The organism is Escherichia albertii NBRC 107761 = DSM 17582, from assembly GCF_000759775.1.
Lineage (GTDB): Bacteria > Pseudomonadota > Gammaproteobacteria > Enterobacterales > Enterobacteriaceae > Escherichia > Escherichia albertii.
Genome location: NZ_BBMY01000084.1, coordinates 1 through 21,164, shown reverse-complemented (window position 1 = coordinate 21,164; position 21,164 = coordinate 1). Strand labels below are relative to the sequence as shown.

Sequence of the window (21,164 nt, the reverse complement as noted above, 5' to 3'; positions counted from 1 at the left end):
AAAACAGAAGGCCATCCGAAAGGATGGCCTTTTTGCATTGGTGCTGAAAAAAGGCCGGATGCGACACTGTCGCGTCTTATCCGTCCTACGAAAGATCGTGTGGCGTGGGGAAAATCCGTGCACGCCAGATTCAACAATGAATACGACTTCCATAACTTTTCCACTTTCATACGATCATCTCACCTGGAACCTATCCTGAACGTCTTCAATAATCATTTTCCTGCTAACTAAATTCACGCTTAAGGTTGCATAATTATATGCAACAAATGTATAACATTTTCTTTGCTAAAAAATAAACAACAGCGACCGACAAAAGCGTCGAATTAAGGCAGGAGACATAATGGCATGGCAGAAAGTACTGTAACGGCAGACGGCAAACTGACAAGTAGTGATGCTCGTCGCCGCATTTGGGCAATTGTGGGGGCCTCTTCAGGTAATCTGGTCGAGTGGTTCGATTTCTATGTCTACTCGTTCTGTTCCCTCTACTTCGCCCACATCTTCTTCCCTTCTGGTAACACGACCACTCAACTACTACAAACAGCCGGTGTTTTTGCTGCGGGCTTTCTGATGCGTCCAATCGGCGGCTGGTTATTTGGATGCATAGCCGATAGACATGGGCGTAAAAAATCAATGCTGTTATCGGTGTGTATGATGTGCTTTGGATCTCTGGTTATCGCCTGCTTACCTGGCTACGAAACAATCGGTACATGGGCTCCGGCATTATTGCTTCTTGCTCGTTTATTCCAGGGGTTATCTGTTGGCGGAGAATATGGCACCAGTGCCACTTATATGAGTGAAGTTGCTGTTGAAGGGCGCAAAGGTTTTTATGCATCATTTCAGTATGTGACGTTGATTGGCGGACAACTGCTAGCACTACTGGTTGTAGTGGTTTTACAACACACCATGGAAGACGCTGCACTCAGAGAGTGGGGATGGCGTATTCCTTTTGCGTCAGGAGCTGTGTTAGCTGTTGTGGCGTTGTGGTTACGTCGTCAGTTAGATGAAACTTCACAACAAGAAACACGCGCTTTAAAAGAAGCTGGATCTTTGAAAGGATTATGGCGCAATCGCCGAGCATTCATCATGGTTCTCGGTTTTACCGCGGCGGGTTCGCTTTGTTTCTATACTTTCACCACCTATATGCAGAAGTATCTGGTGAATACCGCAGGAATGCACGCCAATGTAGCGAGCGGCATTATGACCGTGGCACTGTTTGTATTTATGCTCATTCAGCCGCTAATTGGCGCGCTATCGGATAAGATTGGTCGCCGCACTTCGATGTTATGCTTCGGCTCTCTGGCGGCCATTTTTACCGTTCCTGTTCTCTCAGCATTGCAGAATGTTTCCTCGCCTTATGCCGCTTTTGGTCTGGTGATGTGCGCCCTGCTGATAGTGAGTTTTTATACTTCAATCAGTGGAATACTGAAGGCTGAGATGTTCCCGGCACAGGTTCGCGCATTAGGCGTTGGTCTGTCATATGCGGTCGCCAATGCTATATTTGGTGGTTCGGCGGAGTACGTAGCGTTGTCGCTGAAATCAACAGGAATGGAAACAGGCTTCTTCTGGTATGTGACATTGATGGCCGTGGTGGCGTTTCTGGTTTCTCTGATGTTGCATCGCAAGGGGAAAGGGATGCGTCTTTAGTGACGGGCCTGCTGCCAGACGGTATAGCCGGTGGTTGCACCAGCGACATCCCAGGCAAAATCCTTCCAGCTCCAGCCGCTCCCCTCGGGGCGGCTATCCCACAGCTCTTTTGATGCGCCCAGACTTACAGAGAACATTAGCCCGAACATCGCGCTACGGTCGCGACTCATCCCCTGATGTTGCGCATATTCGTTCCCGGCGGCAGAAAGCATTGCCGAGGTAATAAAGTGTTGAGCTTTATCCTGTCCACTCCAGCTATCGTTAGCCATGTGACTGCATCCAGAAAGTAACAATAGCGAGCAGGTAAAAAGAATACGCAACATGTCCTCCAGAAAATAAACCCCGTACAGGACGGGGTTGTGATTACAGGATGCGGCTAATTAATCGGTCGATGCGGATGCGGCGCAAACGGCGGATGAGTTTGCGAACTTTTACCGGATAATCGGCAATACTTTGCAGATCGCGGTAGTGCTTAACGATGGTGGTGTGCTTGCGGATCAGATCCAGTTCTTTCTCACGCTGTGGCGCAAGCTCCAGTTGTGGATCGTGGATCAAAATGGCGTTTTCCAGATCCAGACGCCAGGCGCGTGGATTCAGGTTATTACCGGTTACCAGCATCCACTTATCATCAACCCACATCCCTTTCAGATGATAGGTATTGTCGTCATCTTTCCATAACCGGACCACTAACTGGTCAGTATTGACGTAATACTGCAAACGGCTCAGGAAGCGACGCAAATTAATCTCATAAAGATAAGGCAGTGCGCCAATTATCTTGAAAGGTTCATCTTCTGGAATGTAGAAGTCATTCGCAGTTTTATCACCAACGATAATTTCGACCTTTTTCCCTTCGCGCAGCAACTGGATGATATTGCGCACAAGGATTGCCGGCAGGTTGAAGTAAGGTGTGCAGATGGTTAGTTTCTGTTCGGCACAAGGCATTAGGTGGAAAATAGTCTTGTTCAACAGACTCGATTTCCCCAGACCTACCAACGGCGTTACGGAAAGCTGATCGTTGTCGGCATCGCCCTGGAAATGATAAGCGGCATCACGCAGCTCCTGGCGGAACAGGCGAATGTCGTTTTTGATTTCCGGGCTTTTTGGGCGATTAACATCATCCAGACGGTTAACACCGCGACCATTCATAATATTCTGTGTAACCCATTCAAACATAATGTCTGACATTTTTCGGTTACGGATCAGATGATAGCGGTCATAGCGATATTTATCGTGCTGATGAAGGTAAACGTCGTTCAGACTGGCGCCGCTGTAAAGCACACAGTCATCGATGATAAAGCCTTTAAAATGCAGAACGCCCAGGGCTTCACGGGTATTGACAGGAACGCCATAAACCGGAACATCTACGCCCGGATTTTCCTGTGCCATGCGGCAATACCAGTCAGCGTTGGTATTAGATGCCGCAGCGCCAATGCGTCCACGTTGTGCACGATGCCAGTCGACCAGCACTCGCACATCCAGTTCTGGACGCTGCCGTTTAGCCTCATACAATGCGCTCAGAATGCCTTTGCCACCGTCATCCTGTTCAAGATACAGGGCGACAATGCAAATGCGCTGCTTCGCGCTGGCTATTTTTTCCAGCAGAGTCTCCCGGAAGTCGGCGGGAGCGTAAAAGAAATCGACATCATCAACTGATTGAGAAATCTTGGGTAGTTGGGCAAGGTGTTGTTGATGTTTATTACGCTTAAATTTTGACAACATCACAGTGCATTTCTTCTCTGTTCATTGAAGGGTCCTCTGTGCAATGCAGACGACATAAGCGGACAATAATAACACCAGTCCCGATTAAGTGGTCAACATTTCCAGTACCTTACTCATGATTCCTCGCGCTGGGCAAGATTTAGCGTAAGCCCAACGATCCCCTCTTCGAGCTGGATATCGACACTAAACCCGAGCTTGCGGGCCAGCGCCACCATGCCACGATTGTTTGGCATCGTAATACCATTCAGACGTTGCAGTCCGTGATCTCGCGTATAGGTAATCAACTTTTCCATTAAGCGCCGACCTAACCCTAACCCTTTGAGATCTGAGCGAACCAGCACGGCAAATTCGGCATCGATGTTATCAGGGTCGGAGATCGCACGTGTGACACCGAGGATCTCTTCCGTTTGATCAATACGCCGTACAGCCACAAACGCCATCTCCCGATCGTAGTCGATCTGCGTCATGTTGGCTAAATCTTCATGGGTAAATTCGTTGATCTCGCTAAAGTAGCGGTAATAAAGATCTTCTTTGGTGACTCGCGAAATGAATTGCTGAAGCTGTGGCTCATCTTCCGGCAAAATCGGACGAAACAAGCAGCGTTCGCCGTTTTTCAATTCTACCCATTCTTCCAGCCGATGCGGATAAGGGCGCACTGCCAGCCGACTCTCGTTATCGCCTTCAAACGGCGCGATATCCAGCGTGACATCCAGCGCGGTAAATTCACTGCCAGAAGCCAGCAAAGGATGAATATCCAGACGCTGAATTTCCGGGCAATCGACAATCAGGTTGGAAACTTGCACCAGCAATTGGCTTAAGCCCGCAACATCCAACGGGCGTAGCGCACTGCGCGCACGAATCTTCTTACTTTTGATTCCCTGAATGACCAGATAACGAGCCAGGTTCATATTCAACGGCGGCAGCGCCACGACAGCTTGCTCTTCAGGACGCCATTCTACGCCTCCTTCGCCAAGCATGATTAACGGTCCGAAAACCGGATCGTGCTCGACCACCACTCGTAACTCCTGGGCGCCTGCACGGTTAGCCATACTTTGCACCAACAGGCCGTGGACCCGCGCCTGCGGCCAGGCCATTTTTACGCGATCGAAAATAGCGTTCGCGGCTTGCTGTACTTCATTGGCTGTGCGCAAGTAGAGCATAACGCCCTGAACTTCCGATTTATGCGGAATATCCGGCGAGCGTAATTTCAGCGCTACCGGATAGCCAATCTGTTCAGCAATATGCACTGCTTCGGCGCTATCATTGGCAATCCAGGTAGGAAGCGTGTTCATTCCATACGCTTGCAGGATTGGCTGAACTTCATGGGTATCGAGCGACGTAGCCCCTTCGGCAATGGCCCGTTGCAACAGAATATGCGCTTCTGCGGTATTAGAGGTCAGATTGCTGGGCAGGGCCGGCGTTTCGCGTAATTGCTTCTGATTGCGTCGATACTCCACCATATGCATAAACGCAGTGATTGTACCTTCCGGCGTACGATAGGTCGGTAGCCCCGCTTCACTGAATAAACGTCGCGCCTCCTGTGATGAATATTCACCGCACCAGTTGGTCAGAAGAGAGATGTACTTACTACGGGAATGATGTTTTACCGCTTCAATTAATGCCTGTGCGCTTTCTGTGGCGGGAGCTGCGGCACTGGGCGAATGGATAACCATTAACGCGTCAAAATCCTGGCTATTGAGCAGAATATCCAGTGTTTTGACATAGTGCTCGCTGCTGGCGTCATCGCGCAGATCGAGCGGATTGGAGATTGCTACATGCTCAGGCAGGGCATCGCGCAGTTTCTGGCAGGTTTCTTCACTTAGCGTTGCCAGCTTGCCATTGCGTGACCATAAGGCATCCAGCGCCAACGCGGCAGGCGCGGCACCGTTGCTGATAATCATCAGCCGGTCGCCACGTAGCGGGCGCATGTGGCTAAGGGTTTCCACCGCCGAAAACAGTTCGTGGGTGTCCTGCACTCGCAACAAACCGGCGCGCTGAATCGCTGCATCCCACGCAGGATCCATTCCTGCCGTAGTGTTCAACAGCCGTTGCGCTGCCGGGCTACGCCCGCTTTTAATTACCAGAATCGGTTTATTGCGTGAGGCACTACGAGCCGCTGAAACAAAACGTCGCGCGTCGCTTAATTGTTCGAGGTAGAGCAGGATGGCGCTGGTTTTGCTGTCGCGAGCCAGATAATCGAGCAATTCATCAACGTCGATATCCAGGCTGTCGCCGAGCGCAATAAAGTACGAAAAGCCCATCTCACGCTGTTGCGCCCAGTCGAGGATGGTGTTGGATACGGCAGCCGATTGCGAAATAAATGCCAGCTTGCCTCGCTTAATCGGTACGGGTGAAAAGCTGGCATTCAGGCCTTGCCACGGCGCCAGTAATCCCAGACTGTTTGGTCCAAGCAGACGCATGTTATGGCGCTGGGCGCAGGTACGTAACTCTTCATGTTGTGATGCCGGGGCAGAAAGAATAATGCAGGTTTTACAGCCTTTTGCGCCGAGTTCTTCAAGAAGCGACAGATTGCGGCTGGCATTTGTGCACAGTACCGCAAGGTCGGGCGTAAAAGGTAAACTGGATATATCCGGCCAGGCCAACACACCCAACACCGCTTTCCAGGTTGGCGTCACCGGGAGTACCGGCCCGTTAAAACCTCCAGCCAGCAGGTTACGCATCATCAGGTAACCTGCGCGATGGGGTTTCATTGATGCGCCAATTACCGCAATCGATTTTGGTCGCAGTAGTGCTTCCAGTCCTCGCTGACTCATACCGCTCTCCCGCAGAAGTGACCGAATGATTTTAAACGCTTTCTAACTGTTCTGCTGTGATGCTACCCAGATGTTGCGTTTTTCCTGCCAGATAGCGCGTTTTAAAGCGAGAGAAATGCTTACCTAAGCCCGTTGCAGCTTCGGTATCGCCGGCCATATCTAACAGTGCGATGGCTACTTCGGCAGTACAATATTGGCCTTCAGCCTGGGCTTCACGCAGGCGATAGGCGGATAATCGAGAAAGATCGACGGAAATGACGGGAAGATTATCCAGATACGGACTTTTACGAAACATCTTGCGAGCTTCCGGCCAGGTGCCATCGAGCATGATAAACAGCGGTGGCTTACCGACAGGTGGTGTGAAGATCACTTCCCGTTGCTCATCAGCATATGAGGCGGGAAAAACCACCATTGGCTGATATGCCGGGTTTTTTACCAGATCCAGCAAATCTTGTGATGGTTCGGTGCGCGACCATTGAAATGCGACGGTATCCGGCAAGATATCGGCAATTAAACGCCCGGTATTACTGGGTTTCATTGGTTCAGTGTCGAACATCAGCAAACAGAAGCGACTTTTTGCTTCCGCTGGGCTAATTGTCGAGCAGAGACATAATTTCTCTGGCAAGAGACAGCGTTGGCAGCGACGAACGCGATTACCACGGGCAAGAAAAGGGCGAGTTGCGCGCGCAATACGCTTGGCACGTAACTGGAGAACAGCGTTTTCGGTCATAAGAGAGCGTCGAAAAAACGCCATTGTCGCAGAGGAGAAAACGGGGCACAAGATGCGCCCCGGCAAGATTAGAGAGATTCGTTCAGCCAGCTATCAAACGGCGCTTTCGGCACTGCGCCATTAAGCATGTCGACAATCTGACCATTCTTGAAAATCATAATCGTCGGAATACTGCGAATACCAAAGCGGCTGCTTAATTCGCGTTCAGCTTCGGTATTCACTTTTACAAAGCGCACTTTACCACTACGCTCTTGCGCAACATCTTCAAAAATAGGGGCAAAGTTACGGCAAGGCCCGCACCACGGCGCCCAGAAGTCGATCACCACTGGCAGATCGTCTTTCAGCAATTTGTCCAGCGTTTCACCGGTCGCATTAATCACCTCTCCGTCAAACAGGTCGTGACCGCAACGTCCACATTTTGCCGCATCTTCGATCCGATCGTCGGGAATGCGATTGATGGCCTGACAATGGGTACAAACGGTATTCATAACTAACCTCGGGATGAGTAAGGAGACTTATCGGCAACGATGCCGGTATGTTTCTAATATGTTACATATTATCGAGAGCATTGTTCCAGACAACAATCTGTTTTATTCAATAGGTATGATAGTCGCAGGCTTTGAAACGAAATCATGGCGAACCGCGCGCACTTCGGGTAATCTGCGCGCTTCGCGCAGCGCTGGTGGAGAAAAGCATGAACGATGAAATGAAAAGCAAAAGCGGCAAGGTCAAAGTGATGTATGTCCGCAGTGATGATGATTCTGATAAACGTACCCATAACCCGCGTACCGGGAAAGGGGGCGGGCGTCCAGGAAAATCTCGTGCCGACGGTGGCCGTCGCCCCGCCCGCGATGACAAACAGAATCCGTTCCGTGACCGTAAGCGTGAAGAGTCGCCGTGGCGCACTATTTCCCGCGCACCGGGCGATGAAATGCCGGAGAAGGCCGATCACGGTGGCATCAGTGGTAAAAGTTTTATCGACCCGGAAGTGTTGCGTCGCCAACGTGCGGAAGAAACCCGCGTCTACGGCGAAAACGCGTGCCAGGCATTATTCCAGAGCCGTCCAGAGGCGATTGTTCGTGCGTGGTTTATCCAGAGCGTAACGCCGCGTTTTAAAGAAGCATTGCGCTGGATGGCGGCAAACCGCAAAGCGTACCATGTTGTGGATGAAGCAGAACTGACAAAAGCATCAGGTACGGAGCATCATGGCGGCGTTTGCTTCCTGATCAAAAAGCGTAATGGCACAACCGTGCGTCAGTGGGTAAGCCAGGCAGGCGCGCAGGATTGTGTACTGGCGCTGGAAAACGAATCTAACCCGCATAACCTGGGCGGCATGATGCGTAGTTGCGCACACTTTGGCGTGAAAGGCGTTGTGGTGCAGGATGCGGCGTTGCTGGAATCGGGAGCGGCAATCCGTACCGCCGAAGGCGGCGCAGAGCATGTTCAGCCGATTACTGGCGACAACATTGTTAACGTGCTGGATGATTTCCGTCAGGCGGGCTACACCGTGGTGACCACTTCCAGCGAGCAAGGTAAACCGCTGTTCAAAACCACTCTGCCAGAGAAAATGGTGCTGGTACTGGGGCAGGAATATGAAGGGCTACCGGATGCTGCACGTGACCCGAATGATGTACGGGTAAATATTGATGGTACAGGCAACGTTGCCGGGCTGAATATCTCTGTCGCAACCGGCGTTTTGCTTGCCGAATGGTGGCGGCAGAATAAAGCCTGATCGTAATCCCGCATACCTGAAGTCGGGTATGCGGGCTGGTCATTTTGTGAATTTTCCTGCACGAAAGTTGTATGTGGTTTAATACGTGAGTTTCCATAAACCGTGCTGGTTACACCAGCAGTAGGCTGTAAATCCTCTTTTGCAGTTAAATTTGCATTTACTTCCTTTGCAGATCCGGCGGTCGCAATAAACGTAGGCATCTTTTTCCGCCAGTGCGAATGTAGCCTCTGGTATATCGCCTGGCTGCAGAAATTTAAATTGCCCTCCCTGAAAGGTATAGATATAGATCCATGCCAGGTGATGCTCTTCTGTCATTGAATGTGGAGGCATTCCTGTACAGACAGAAAGGGTATTTGATTCAAATCCTCCTGATATTGTCATTTGTGGTCGATGTTCTTTAGCTAACGGTGTATCTGTATCGGTATTTTTCGCATGTAATATTTCCATTGTTTCGCTACAGCAACGGTGTTGCATTTCGTTATTATTGTTGCCTGGCTGAATGAAAAACTGTCCGCAGTGTGAGCAGTGATAAAAAACAGGTTCGCGCTGAATAAATGCCGGTTTCGTACTATTTTTGATTCGGGTAGATACTTTAAAAAAGGACGGTACTCTTTCTGAATGGTCATTATTTAACACCGTCAATTTCCTCTTGTTCTGTCATTGCATTATTGTCCATGGATGAAGGCGTTTGGTTTTTTACGATAACCTGACACCGTTTTTTGCAATACAGCGCCAGCGTGCCGATTAGCAAAGGTAATGGCAGAAACATGAATACTTCGTTAAATGTCCATCCTGCCGCCAGCATGGCAGAACCGACGCCCTCGCTGGTTATCGCGCCCAGTCGACCAACTCCAGTAGCCCAACTGACACCTGTTGCTCTTATCGATGTCGGATAAAAATGTGCGGCCAGGGCGTAGCAATCAGGACTGATACCATTGATGGTGTATCCCAGTAATAACACCATGACACAAAGTAGCGGCATGGATGGCGTATATAGCCCCAAAATGAGCGCACAGCACGCGCCACCCAGTAATGTCAGGATGATGGCGCAGTGCTGCCCCCAGCGATCCATTTCAATACCGATGCAAAAATTCCCCATCATGCCGCCAACCTGAAAGACAGAACCGATAATAACAGCCTGGGATAACGTTAATCCGGCGTCTTTAATCATCAGTGGCAGCCAACCAGAGAGGAGATAAACACAGAACAATCCGCCAAACAGAGTGAGCCACAGTGAAAAAGTTCCCAATGTATAGGGGGAACTCAGTAGTGATTTTGCTGTATTGGCGTGGTTTTTCTCCGGCTCTGTCGTAAAAAAAGAGCAGTGCTCGTTGGCTATGCCGGGAATGAACTTATTCAGTAGCCGCATCAATTTATTTTTATTTTGTGGCGACTGAACAAGGAAAAGCATTGATTCGGGAAGATAGCGTAACAATATCAGCGCTAACAATAACGGTAATATACCACCGATAATTAATACCGAACGCCAACTGCTGGTTTCCAGTAATTGTTGACTTAACAGGCCGCCAAGGGCTGCTCCAGTATTAAAACCACAATGTATAACCGTTGAGAGTCGAGAACGGTATTTTCCCGGAGCATATTCTGCGACCAGTGTGGTGATATTAGGCATAGCAGTGCCCAGACCCAATCCGGTAATAAATCGAAAAAATGTCAGACTGTATAAATCCCATGACCAGGCGGATAATAAACTGCAAATACCAAAAAATATTACCGAAGCGATAATGATTTTTCTGCGCCCATACCGATCGGCTAACGGACCAGAAATCAGCGATCCGCCAGCCAGACCTAATAAGCCGCTCATCATCACCGGGCCGAGCATATGACGGGAGATTTGCCAATCGTCCACAATCGCCGGAGCGATAAAACCGATGGCAGTAACATCAAAGCCATCAATACCTAATACCAGAAAACCCAAAAATACAATTAACCATTGTCGATGACTGATCGGGTATGTATCTAAAATAGTGCTAATATCAATTTTTCCCTGAATTAACATAAATCCTCCGTCTGCTGTGAACATTGTTTTCACCATCCGGGGCGAATTGACTGCAGGAAGAAATTAACCTAAACGGAATTCAACTCCGAACGAACTCTTGGGATATCGCCATTTCTCTAACATCGTGTTTTCGCATAACATCCGCCATGCGCTTTATCTCATGCGGTCAGCGTAATCAAAATAAATATTGCCAGCCTCATCCTGGCAATATAAAACAGATAGTCCAGGATAGCGGCTTTCGTCTTAACGTTTTAATAGTGCTGTTAATTTCGGTACAACTTTGTAAATATCGCCAATAAGTCCATAGTCAGCGTACTGAAAAATTGGCGCGTTTTTATCTTTATTCACGGCGATAATCGTTTTAGCGCCATTGCCGCCAACCATATGTTGTATCTGCCCGGAAATTCCTAACGCAAGATAAATATCAGATTTTAACAGGATGCCGGAAACGCCAATATAGCGTTCGCGGGCCATCCAGTGTTCGCCTTCCGCAATCGGTCGGGAGCAACCTATTTCAGCATCAAGTGCTGATGCCAGCTCCCGGATCATGTGCAAATCGTCCTTAGTCATCAGGCCCCGACCAATGCCTATCACTCGTCTGGCTTTGCTAAGATCGAGACTGCTGACTGTTTTAGCTTGCCGTTCTTTGCATAGAATTTCATGTTCAGGTTGCACATAGGTAACCTTCGTCAACGGTGGATGTGCTGTTGCCGCAGCCAGCGGCCCATAAACACCACTTGCTATCGTTGCTACTACAATTGACGTGGCGAGCGCTTCCCGTCCGAAAGCTAAGCCTCCATACATTCGATGTTCGGCATACAGCGTGCCATTTTTATATTCCATGGCTATTGCATCATTCACCAGCCCGCTATGCAGCAGCACGCTGAGTTTTGCCGCCAGTGCTTTTCCCCGACGAGTTGCTGCCAGTATAACCAGTGTTTTTTGCTTGCTTTGCACCAGCGTCGCCAGAGTTTCCGCATAGTTTTCGATGCGTTGCTGATCCGTTTTTCCTTCCAATAGATAGATGGCATCCGCTTGCGCAACCTGTGCGGCGTCCTCTTCATTCCAAATTACTGCATTGACGCGCTCACCAAGCTGGTGCGCTCCGGCAAGCAGATCCGCATAGCGATCGACACTGTCGCTGAATACCCATACGTTACTTATTTTGCTCATTCTTCACTTCTCCGCTGACGTTAGCTCAACGCATTAGTCAGATAATCTCGCAGACGAGCGACTTCTTCCTCGCCATCGCCTTCGATGATGATGTGCTTACGTTCTGTTTGTTGCGGCGCGTAGACGCTGGCTAACGAGATCCCAGGGGGAACTGACGACCAGCCAATATCGCTGGCGCTCCATTGCGTGACGCTTTTTTTCCCTGCGCTCAGAATGGCCTTCATTGATGGAATGCGAGGAACATTGATATCTGAGGTGACGCACAGCACTGCGGGAAACGGAACATCGAGCACTTCAATCTCGTCTTCGAGGAGTCGCTCTACAGTGACGAAACCATCATTAATTTCAATATGACTGACGGCGTTGATTGCCGGAATGTGCAACATTGCACCGACCAACAGCCCCGTTTGTTGGGCATACAAATCGCCAGAGCCTTCACCACAGAGTAATAGGTCGAATTTTATTTTCTGGCTTGCTGCCGCAATGGCGCCGGCTGTGTAGTGGGGTAAAGCTTTCTCCAGTGAGTCGTCACGAACCAGATACAGTGAATCGGGACCGCGTGAGAGGACATCTTTGCGTAGTTTGGCATTATCCAGCGCTTTTGCGCCGACACTCAGCGCCACTACTTCGTCATTATCGCCAGCCAGCTGAACAGCCGCTTCGATGGCGTTGAGATCAAATGGGCTGATTTTTTCGCCAGCGTGATCAGTAATCAGCGTTCTGTCAGCACTAATAGCGATGTCTTGCTCTTCAGGCACCAGTTTGTAGCAGGTAATCAATCTCATGGCATATCCCTGTGTTTATCGTACTGTTTCAGGATCTCACGAGCGGAGATATAAACCATAATTTCGTCAGTGCCTCCGCCAATGCGGTTTACACGTGTATCGCGCCAGAAACGGGAGACTCGACTATCGTCGGTGTAGCCTAGCCCACCCAAAATTTGCATCGCATCGTCAATCACTTCGCAGGCTGATTGCGCACAGTACAATTTGCACATGGGGGCAGAGAGGCGCATCGACAGGTTGTTGTCGCATTCCCATGCGGTGCGATAAACCATATTCTTCATGTTTTGGATTTTGACGGCCATTTGAGTCAACTTGAGTTGAATCATCTGAAACTGGCCAATATTCTTACCGAATTGAATACGTTGATTGGCGTAGCGCGCGGCATCTTCAAATGCACATTCGGCTACGCCCAGAGAATGGGACGCGATAACCAGGCGTTCAATTTCAAAGTTTTCCATCATATGGATAAAACCATAGCCTTCGCGACCTACCATGGCGCGCTCTTCCAGTTCCACGTCATCCAGAAAAACTTCGCAGTTACTGACCATATGTCAGCCGACTTTGTGCAGACTATTGAGCTTCACCCCTGGAGAAGTAGGGTCCAGCCACCATAAAGTAAAGCAGCGTTTGGGATCTTCCTGTTCGGGGTTACGTGCCAGCACCAGCATATAAGGGTAATCTTTGGCGCCAGTAATGAATGTTTTTTGCCCATTGAGATAAACTTTGCCGTTTTTCCGGGTATAAGTTGTTGCTATGCGGTTGTTATCCGATCCCGCCTGGGGCTCAGTGAAAGCCAAAGAGTAAGCCGGGATACCTGTCAGACCTGCTTCGGCGGTCTTTTGTAACTGTTCGTCGTTGCCGAATCGCTGCATGTTATGAATGCACTGCCCCTCAGTCATGATATAAGCAGGGGCCCCCATGTGGGCGATTTCCTCCAGTACCAGCACCTGCGTCATCATATCGGTAGGCACCCCCCCAAACTCTTCGGGAATACCTAATAAGCCAATTCCACTTTCTGCTAATGCATTAAAGAATTCGTGCGGGAAAGTTCGAGTCTCATCACATCTTTTAAAATACGCCTCGGGAAAACTGCGGGTAATCAGCTCCCGAATACTCGCTAAAAGCAATTCCTGTTCTTCGCTCAGACTAAAGTCCATGAAGTCTCCTCATTACTTATTGATAGTGATCTGTCAGGGGGTGGTGTAATAACATTGCCCCGTATGATTGTTATTAGTGATATCAGTAACTCACTCAGCTAAAACATATAGCCTTAATAAATATTCCAATAAACGCCTCATTCGTAATAATAGTTTTACGAATTCTTCGCATATATAGACAGATCTGACCTGATCCTGGATAAAGCGAACATTCATGTCTTTTTGTGATCGATGTTGGTTTTCTTACTCTTTTTTTGTTGCGGTTGGTGCTGTTTATTTTGCTGTTGCTAATAAATTTATTTCTGCTTGTTTTCTTAGAGATAGGTTCGATTTGTCCAACTGTTTGTCGGGAATGTCAATGCCAGAATGAGGTAGAGGTTTTTATACTGGTCAACGTTAATTAGTGGAGAAGGATGAAAGAAACAGCCTGGATTAATTTTTACCTACATGTTTATCGTCAGAATTCTTCAAATGGTTCTTAATCATTTAAATGTGAAGTGGGGTTGGTATATGGCGATCTTATCTCAAGAGCAACTGGTAGCACTGAAACAGAAAGTCAGAAAAGTCACAGAAACGGATCTGGAAGAAATTCAGTTGACGGTTGAGCGCACGAATGTGTTCCCTGATGAGTATTATGATGTATGCCGGAAAAATGATTTATTCCGTCTGGCAATTCCAGAAGAATTTGGTGGGCTTGGGCTTAATTGCGAACAATTTTTTTCTGTTATGGAAGAATTTTGCCGAGGTCCTGGCGGCATGCGTATGAACCTCCATCATGCTAATGGTCTGAACTGGCGTATTATGTATGATCATGGCGCAGCTGATCTTCGGGCTAAATGGTTACCGCTACTGGCAAATAAAGATGCATACATCAACTTCGCGCTCACTGAAGCCGACTGTGGCTCCGGTGCGGATATTCGTACGACAGCAGTGAAAAAAGGCGATAAATATATTCTAAACGGCAGTAAAACATTAATTTCGCATACCGATATTTCTGATGGTAGCTATGTTATTGCCGTTACGGACGAAAACAAACGTAAAAAAGGCGGTTTGACCGCTTTTTTCATCGAGACAAATACCCCGGGATACTACATCGATCCAATGCCGCACATGATGGGATGTCGCGGTGCGGGACATGCTTACCTGCGTTTTGAGAACTGCGAAGTTCCGGCGCATAACATCATGGGTAAAGAAGGTGATGGTCTGGATATCTTCATGGATGCGTTAGCGCACTCCAGAGCGATGATTGCGGTTACCTGTCTTGGTATGTCTCAGCGTTTCCTGGAGTTGGCTATCACACGCGCTAAAGATCGTGTGACGTTTGGTAAACCGCTGGTTGCCCGTCAGTCTATCCAGCAGACGCTGGCTGATATGGGAACTCAGGTGCATGCGCTTCGCGTCATGCTACGTGACTGCGCGCAGAAGTTTGACCGTGGGGAAGATATCGAGATGGTCTCCGCAATGTGCAAATTGCACGGTATTGATACGGTTCGTACCGTGTCTGATGGCTGTCTTGAGATCTTTGGCGGTATTGGTTACTTCGAAGATAACCCTTATGGCCCTGTTGAGCGGATGTATCGCGATGCGCGTGCACTTTGGTTTGAAGAGGGACCGCGGACTGTTCAGCGCCTGACGATTGCACGCCCGTTAATTGCCGCTGCTGGCGAAATCCGCTAACCCGGAATAGCTCATGCAAAGAGGAGGGACGCGGGATTCTTACCGTTACGCCCTGCCTGCGATCGCACGTCGCGTGTTATTTTGTGGGTGCGATCATTCTTGTTTTCTCGCGAGAGTGACCTATGAGTAAATCATCCGGGAATAGACGTTGGGGCATTATTGCTCTGCTGATTTTAGATTATTTTGTCATGTTTGTGGCTCGTAGCGGCATGTCCATGTGTGGGCCTGCATTGATGCAGGAGTATGGCTGGACTGCCATTGAATTTGGTTGGGTATCTACGGCATTTTTCATCGGTTATGCAATAACCATGTTACCTGCGGGATTGCTGGCTGACCGATTCGGAGGCGGTATTATTCTGGTAACAGGAACGTTATGGTGGGCGTTATTTACTTTCTTAACACCTTTAGGTTCTACACTTGGGCTGATGATGGTATTGCGTATTTTGGTGGGTATTGGTCAAGGACTACTGGTTCCAGCGAATTTCTCTTTGGCTGCAAGATGGGTTCCCAAAAGTGAATCCGGGAAGGCGACGGGGTTGTTGCAGATTGGCTGCCCGGCGGGGATTGCTTTTGCCATGGTGCTGGCGGCATGGATTATTCAGGCGTGGAGCTGGCAAACTGTTTTCTATATTGTCTCTGTTCCGGGGTTGATATGGTGTTTACTCTGGTGGGGGCTGGGTAATAGTCGCCCACAGACAGACAAACGCATCAGTAAAAGTGAGCTGGATTATATTCAGGCAGGGCAAGTCATTTCAGGCGCGCCATCCTCAGAGCAGAATAATGCGGGAGACCCCGGGCTCAATAAAGCGGATATTCTTTCAACGCCTTCTGTTTGGGCTTGCTCTCTATGTTATTTCTGCACCAATTATCTCTTTTTTCTTTTTATGACCTGGCTACCGACCTATTTTGCGATGGGCAGGAATATCGATCTTAAGCAAAGTGCAATCTATTCAATGTTGCCTTATCTGGTCGCGATTTTTGCTTATCCACTGGGTGGATTAGTTACAGACGCGGCCTGCCGACGGCTTGGATAGAACACAGGACGTAAACTTACGCCAGTACTCGGACTGCTTTTAGCCGGAATGTTTCTAATCCTCGGGACACGAGCTAATAGTCTCTGGAGCGCAGCGACGTTAATTTCCGCGTCAAACTTTTTCCTCTGTTTCACTATGGCGGCGCACTTCTCCATTCCTATTATCTTCTCACAGAAAAATACCGGCATGCTGGTGGGATTAAACGGGGTATTTGGAACCTTCGCGGGTATTCTTTCGCCTGTACTGGCTGGGTGGGTGATTGATGTTTCCGGGCAATATGAATATGCGCTTTATCTTGGGGCCGGGATTGCCATTCTGGGGGCATTTTTCATGTTGTTGGCGCGTATTAAGCCAATAGAAAAGAAAGGCTCGTCTGTCTCCGGGCAGGCTCGGTGAGTGAAGTCATACGCCGGATAGCACGGATATGCATATTGAAGGAGTAGGGATATGAGACCCCTTGAAGGAATAAAAGTTGTTGATTTAACCTCTTTTTTGGCAGCTCCAACCGTCGCTCGCCTCCTTGGCGATTGGGGCGCAGATGTGATTAAAATCGAGCCTCCAACTGGCGATCCTGGACGTACACAGGCTTCTGTTTTCAACATGCCATATGAGGATGATGAAAATCCGGCATTTGATATTTCCAACGCTAATAAACGTTTTTTGTGTCTAAATCTGAAAAAAGAGAGCGCAAAAGCCATCGCGTATCGCATTCTGGCCACCGCTGATGTTGTGGTGACCAGCTATCGAACTAAGGCACTGGAGCGTCTGGGTTTTTCCTGGGAAGAGCTTCATCTACGTTTTCCTCGTTTGATTTTTGCTCAGATTCTGGGTTATGGCGAAAAAGGCCCGGAAAAAGATACCGCCGGATTCGATGCAACGGCATACGTTTGCCGGGGTGGGATTCTTGGCTCTACCAACGAACGTGGAGAAACGCCAATTAACTCGGTGAATGGTTTTGGCGATTTTCAGGCATCGATGTGTCTGGTTTCCGGTATTTGCGCAGCTCTCTATGGGCGCACTATCTCAGGAAAAGGCGATAAGGTTACTGTCAGTCTTCACCATACGGCGTTATTTATGATGAGCATTGCTGTGACCTCTGCGCAGTATGGCAATGTCTATCCTAAGTCTCGCTGCGAAGTTGCTAATCCTTTCAACAACACCTACAAAACCAGTGATGGTCGGTGGATGGTTATTTGTATTCCTGAATACGATCGTTACTTCAACAAGTTCATGCAGTTACTTGGGCGCGAGGATTTAATTGATAGCCCTGAATTTTGCCGTATTGCAGATGTTAATCGTTTTGGGCGCAATCGGGACATTATCAATGTTATCAGCGAGCAGGTAGCGAAACGCCCGTTGAGTGAAATGATGCGTCTGTTAAAAGACAATGATTTTGCTCATGAGAAGGGATACACCCCGGATGAAATTTTGCAGGATGAGCAGGCATGGGCGACGGATTGTCTGCGTAACGTTGCATATCCAACCGGGAATCAGCGAGTGTTGGTGACTCCTCCAGTGACAATTCACGGTATGGGGGGCGCGCAGATAAAACCATCCCGCCGACTGGGGCATCACTCACAACAAATCCTTGCTGAATATGGATACACGCCGGACTACATTTACGCTTTTAGTTATGAAGGCGCAGTTATTATCCCGGACTAACTATTGAACTGCCCGGTTTTCCAGAAAATAGATTTTTACACCACGAAGCTGTGGTCTGTGAGAACACGGTTCATGGATGAACCGATTAACTCGCTGCCCACGTAGAGCCAACTTGAAAGATGGCGTGTACATAGCGTGCGTGAGTTGTCGCTGCGTGGTTGACGATAAATAAACCCGGCAGCAGCACTGAATAGTGCAAAGGAGCATTGATGACAGCGACGATCCCTGTTTATTCCTTGTATGGAGAACAATCTGGTTTGGGCTGGGAGAATTTTTTCAATGTTGAACTACTCTCATATCGTTCAAAAGCGCTGAACTGGCGAGCGAGTCCTCATGTTCACGATTCGCTTATTCAGGTGCTTTTTATTCAGCATGGCAATGTGGATGTGTTGATGAATTGCACACGACAAAAAGCTCGTGCTCCGTGCCTGATTCTGGTGCCTGCGCAGACAGTTCATGGCTTTGAGTACACCCCAGATTCAGAAGGTCTGACCATTACAGCTTCGCAACAGCTTTTTGAATTGCTGAGCGGAATTTTGTCTCCGGGGATTCTGAAACTCATGCATACCCCAAGTGTGGTTTCACTGGAGTCTTTTCCTGAAGAGAAAGACATTATATGGGAAATATATTATGCAATGCTGGATGAGTTACGCGTTCCGCTGCTCAACCAAACTGCGATGTGCGCATCATTGTTTATTTCTATATTTGTCCATCTTTCGCGTATGAGCGATCGTTTGAGTCTTGAAAACCAGCAAAGCGACAATACTTCGCGTAAAGCATCGCAGATTCACAAATTTCTGGCGCTTGTTGAAAAAAAGTGTCACCAGCGGCTAACTGTTAATGATTATTCCATGGAAATGGGGATGCCCGCTGGGCACCTTTCGCGCTTGTGTCGTTTAATGTTGGGAATGTCCAGCCTGGATGTCATTAATATGCGGGTTATCCAGGAAGCCCAGCGAGAACTGATCTACACCTCAAAAACGATAAAACAATTGGCGGCTTTTCTCGGCTTTAATGATGAAGCTTATTTCACTCGTTTCTTTCACAAGCATACCGGTGTGAGCCCCAGCCAATTTCGCGAGAGGGCTGTGCGACAGATATCGATGGTGGAGGCGTCACCCTGATTGATGAAGGCATCCTTCAGAGCTTGAGGGATGCCTGTCGCGGTATTATTCACCCTCAGCCGGTAGTACAGGCATCCAGTCAATTGGCTTTTCGCCACGTTGTTCCAGCCACTGATTTGCCAGCACAAAATGATTACAGCCAAAGAATCCACGATGTGCTGATAATGGCGATGGATGCGGCGCTTTCAGTACGTGATGGCGCTGCTTATCAATAATTGCTCCTTTCTTCTGGGCGTGTGAACCCCACAGTAAAAACACGACACCTTCTCGATGCTGGTTAATCAGGCTGATGACTTTATCTGTGAACGTTTCCCAGCCGAGGCTGGCGTGGGAATGCGCCTGGCCTGCACGTACCGTCAATACAGTATTAAGCAGAAGAACGCCCTGACGCGCCCAGCTTTCCAGATAGCCATGTGCCGGTCGGGTAAAGCCAGGGATCGTATTTTCCAGTTCTTTATACATATTGAGTAGCGACGGTGGAGTGGCAATGCCGGGACGTACCGAGAACGCCAGGCCATGTGCCTGACCTGGCCCGTGGTAAGGGTCCTGACCAAGAATCACCACTTTGACGTCGCCCAACTCGGTAAAGCGAAAGGCGTTAAACACATCTTTTTGAGGTGGGTAAATAGTTATTCCCGACTGCCGCTCGGCGGCGACGGTTTGAAGTGTATTAAGAAAATAAGGTTGCTGTTTCTCGTCAGCCAGCACGTCATGCCAGGTTAATGGGTTAGCCATCTCGCTCTCCTGCGAACATTCAATCTGCCTAGCTTAACTGCTTCTTTCTACAGAACAAAATTAAGCTCATTTTTTAGACATAATCGAATGCAAAAAAATGTAAATTGGTAAAATCACATACCCGTATAAGTTGATGTAAAACAATAAAATCCATTCTCGATAATGTTTGATGTGTTGTTTTTATTGATTTAAATCAAAGAATCAGGGGTGTTTGAAGAGTATATATACACTCAAGCAACAATGGTTTTACCAATTGGCCGCGACAGGCTGAACGAATCAAATAATTTTGCCGGGGAGGCATCACATGATTACAGGTATCCAGATTACTAAAGCCGCTAACGACGATCTGCTGAACTCTTTCTGGCTGCTGGACAGCGAAAAAGGCGAAGCTCGCTGCATCGTTGCGAAAGCAGGTTTTGCAGAAGATGAAGTGGTTGCAGTAAGCAAACTGGGTGACATTGAGTACCGTGAAGTTCCAGTAGAAGTTAAACCAGAAGTTCGCGTGGAAGGTGGTCAGCACCTGAACGTTAACGTTCTGCGTCGTGAAACCCTGGAAGATGCAGTTAAGCATCCGGAAAAATATCCGCAGCTGACCATTCGTGTATCCGGTTATGCTGTTCGCTTCAACTCTCTGACTCCAGAACAACAGCGCGACGTTATCGCTCGTACCTTTACTGAAAGCCTGTAAGGCTGAAGTAGCAAGTTAATCTCTAAGCGGAAGATGATAGTTCATCTTCCGCTTTTCTTTTTGCCTTTCAATAGAAAATACGTACCGCGCAATAGACCAGCAACAGCGCCAGTACGATATTCAATTGGCGACCATAATGGCGAAACAGTCGCTGAAACAGATGCCCCGCCAATGCCCAGCAGACATTACCAAACGTGCCAATCATCGCCAGCAAGACACTTACGCCAACGACCCAGCTTAATGCTTGCGTTTGTGGCAGGACAAATGTCGATAGCGCCGTAATGCCGTACAAAATGATTTTGACGTTCACAAACTGCAAAGCAAAGCTGGCCCAAAAACTGATTGGTTTTGCCTGAAGTCCGTCTTCTTTCGTTGGACTGGTGGCAATTTTCCATGCCAGCCAGACAATGTATGCCGCCCCCGCCCAACTTAGCAGACGTACCGCAGCCGGGTCGATCACCGCCAGTGAAAACGAAATCCCCGCGCACAGCAGCATTACAATCAAAAATCCGG

The 21,164-nt window shown here is 48.6% G+C and carries 19 protein-coding genes and 2 pseudogenes; 9 read left to right on the top strand and 12 right to left on the bottom strand.

The window, feature by feature from the left end; translation table 11 throughout:
* Together EA14781_RS25445 and kgtP are read left to right on the top strand one after the other, a co-directional pair.
* On the top strand, positions 1-231 hold a 231-nt coding region (locus EA14781_RS25445), incomplete at its 5' end, for a hypothetical protein (protein ID WP_218186745.1).
* Positions 232-345: 114 nt separating this feature from the next.
* Positions 346-1,644 (top strand): alpha-ketoglutarate permease, encoded by a 1,299-nt coding sequence (gene kgtP, locus EA14781_RS14760; RefSeq protein WP_000841088.1) that lies wholly within the window; start codon positions 346-348, stop codon positions 1,642-1,644.
* On the opposite strand, the gene EA14781_RS14755 is transcribed toward kgtP, so the two are convergent.
* From EA14781_RS14755 to trxC, 5 genes are all read right to left on the bottom strand, one after another.
* Positions 1,641-1,964 carry a YfiM family lipoprotein gene (locus EA14781_RS14755; protein ID WP_077776607.1) on the bottom strand — a complete coding sequence of 108 codons (324 nt, stop codon included), beginning with the start codon at positions 1,962-1,964 and terminating at the stop codon, positions 1,641-1,643. The genes kgtP and EA14781_RS14755 overlap by 4 nt on opposite strands.
* Positions 1,965-2,007: 43 nt before the next feature.
* Positions 2,008-3,363, bottom strand: a complete 1,356-nt coding sequence (pssA, locus tag EA14781_RS14750; protein ID WP_002461518.1) for a CDP-diacylglycerol--serine O-phosphatidyltransferase — start codon at positions 3,361-3,363, stop codon at positions 2,008-2,010.
* A 113-nt stretch (positions 3,364-3,476) separates the two neighbouring features.
* The gene (patZ, locus tag EA14781_RS14745) at positions 3,477-6,137 is read right to left on the bottom strand and encodes a peptidyl-lysine N-acetyltransferase PatZ (protein WP_000082932.1); all 2,661 of its coding nucleotides are present in this window, start codon (positions 6,135-6,137) and stop codon (positions 3,477-3,479) included.
* Positions 6,138-6,168: 31 nt separating this feature from the next.
* Positions 6,169-6,867, bottom strand: a complete 699-nt coding sequence (gene tapT, locus EA14781_RS14740) for a tRNA-uridine aminocarboxypropyltransferase (RefSeq protein ID WP_002461520.1) — start codon at positions 6,865-6,867, stop codon at positions 6,169-6,171.
* 68 nt (positions 6,868-6,935) lie between these two features.
* Positions 6,936-7,355, bottom strand: a complete 420-nt coding sequence (gene trxC, locus EA14781_RS14735; protein WP_001098724.1) for a thioredoxin TrxC — start codon at positions 7,353-7,355, stop codon at positions 6,936-6,938.
* A gap of 206 nt (positions 7,356-7,561) precedes the next feature.
* On the opposite strand from trxC, the gene EA14781_RS14725 reads away from it, so the two are divergent.
* Positions 7,562-8,599, top strand: coding sequence for a tRNA/rRNA methyltransferase (locus EA14781_RS14725; protein WP_000997428.1), 1,038 nt, complete (start codon positions 7,562-7,564; stop codon positions 8,597-8,599).
* Between the two features lie 78 nt (positions 8,600-8,677).
* On the opposite strand, the gene EA14781_RS23450 is transcribed toward EA14781_RS14725, so the two are convergent.
* The 5 genes and pseudogenes from EA14781_RS23450 to EA14781_RS14695 form a co-directional block, all read right to left on the bottom strand.
* The gene (locus EA14781_RS23450; protein WP_002461524.1) at positions 8,678-9,235 is read right to left on the bottom strand and encodes a desulfoferrodoxin family protein; all 558 of its coding nucleotides are present in this window, start codon (positions 9,233-9,235) and stop codon (positions 8,678-8,680) included.
* Complete coding sequence (locus tag EA14781_RS14710; protein WP_000907100.1) at positions 9,225-10,616, bottom strand: MFS transporter; 1,392 nt, start codon at positions 10,614-10,616, stop codon at positions 9,225-9,227. Before EA14781_RS14710 ends, EA14781_RS23450 begins: the two co-directional genes overlap by 11 nt.
* Positions 10,617-10,859: 243 nt before the next feature.
* Positions 10,860-11,789 (bottom strand): FAD-binding protein, encoded by a 930-nt coding sequence (locus EA14781_RS14705; RefSeq protein WP_000036608.1) that lies wholly within the window; start codon positions 11,787-11,789, stop codon positions 10,860-10,862.
* A gap of 20 nt (positions 11,790-11,809) precedes the next feature.
* Positions 11,810-12,574: an electron transfer flavoprotein gene (locus tag EA14781_RS14700; RefSeq protein WP_001237163.1), complete on the bottom strand. Its 765-nt coding sequence runs from the start codon at positions 12,572-12,574 to the stop codon at positions 11,810-11,812.
* Positions 12,571-13,731 (bottom strand): annotated as a pseudogene (locus EA14781_RS14695) (acyl-CoA dehydrogenase). Before EA14781_RS14695 ends, EA14781_RS14700 begins: the two are co-directional and overlap by 4 nt.
* A gap of 510 nt (positions 13,732-14,241) precedes the next feature.
* Here EA14781_RS14695 and EA14781_RS14690 point away from each other — a divergent pair.
* The 5 genes and pseudogenes from EA14781_RS14690 to EA14781_RS14675 all read left to right on the top strand — a co-directional run bounded on the left by EA14781_RS14690 (position 14,242) and on the right by EA14781_RS14675 (position 19,228).
* Positions 14,242-15,408 carry an acyl-CoA dehydrogenase family protein gene (locus EA14781_RS14690; RefSeq protein WP_000996500.1) on the top strand — a complete coding sequence of 389 codons (1,167 nt, stop codon included), beginning with the start codon at positions 14,242-14,244 and terminating at the stop codon, positions 15,406-15,408.
* 122 nt (positions 15,409-15,530) lie between these two features.
* Positions 15,531-16,442 (top strand): MFS transporter, encoded by a 912-nt coding sequence (locus EA14781_RS14685; RefSeq protein ID WP_000047121.1) that lies wholly within the window; start codon positions 15,531-15,533, stop codon positions 16,440-16,442.
* Positions 16,443-16,460: 18 nt separating this feature from the next.
* A pseudogene (locus tag EA14781_RS25770) lies at positions 16,461-16,838 on the top strand (MFS transporter); the annotation flags it as partial.
* Between the two features lie 51 nt (positions 16,839-16,889).
* The gene (locus tag EA14781_RS14680; RefSeq protein WP_001247570.1) at positions 16,890-18,104 is read left to right on the top strand and encodes a CaiB/BaiF CoA transferase family protein; all 1,215 of its coding nucleotides are present in this window, start codon (positions 16,890-16,892) and stop codon (positions 18,102-18,104) included.
* A gap of 209 nt (positions 18,105-18,313) precedes the next feature.
* Positions 18,314-19,228, top strand: coding sequence for a helix-turn-helix domain-containing protein (locus EA14781_RS14675; RefSeq protein WP_000127387.1), 915 nt, complete (start codon positions 18,314-18,316; stop codon positions 19,226-19,228).
* 45 nt (positions 19,229-19,273) lie between these two features.
* Here EA14781_RS14675 and ung read toward each other — a convergent pair whose 3' ends face one another.
* Entirely contained in the window at positions 19,274-19,963 is a 690-nt protein-coding gene (gene ung / locus EA14781_RS14670) for a uracil-DNA glycosylase (protein ID WP_000013024.1), read from the bottom strand.
* Positions 19,964-20,267: 304 nt separating this feature from the next.
* Between ung and grcA the strand changes: the two genes are divergently transcribed.
* Positions 20,268-20,651, top strand: coding sequence for an autonomous glycyl radical cofactor GrcA (gene grcA / locus EA14781_RS14665; protein WP_000627804.1), 384 nt, complete (start codon positions 20,268-20,270; stop codon positions 20,649-20,651).
* Between the two features lie 67 nt (positions 20,652-20,718).
* Here grcA and eamB read toward each other — a convergent pair.
* The coding region (gene eamB / locus EA14781_RS14660; protein WP_042335832.1) for a cysteine/O-acetylserine transporter at positions 20,719-21,164 on the bottom strand (446 nt) is incomplete at its 5' end.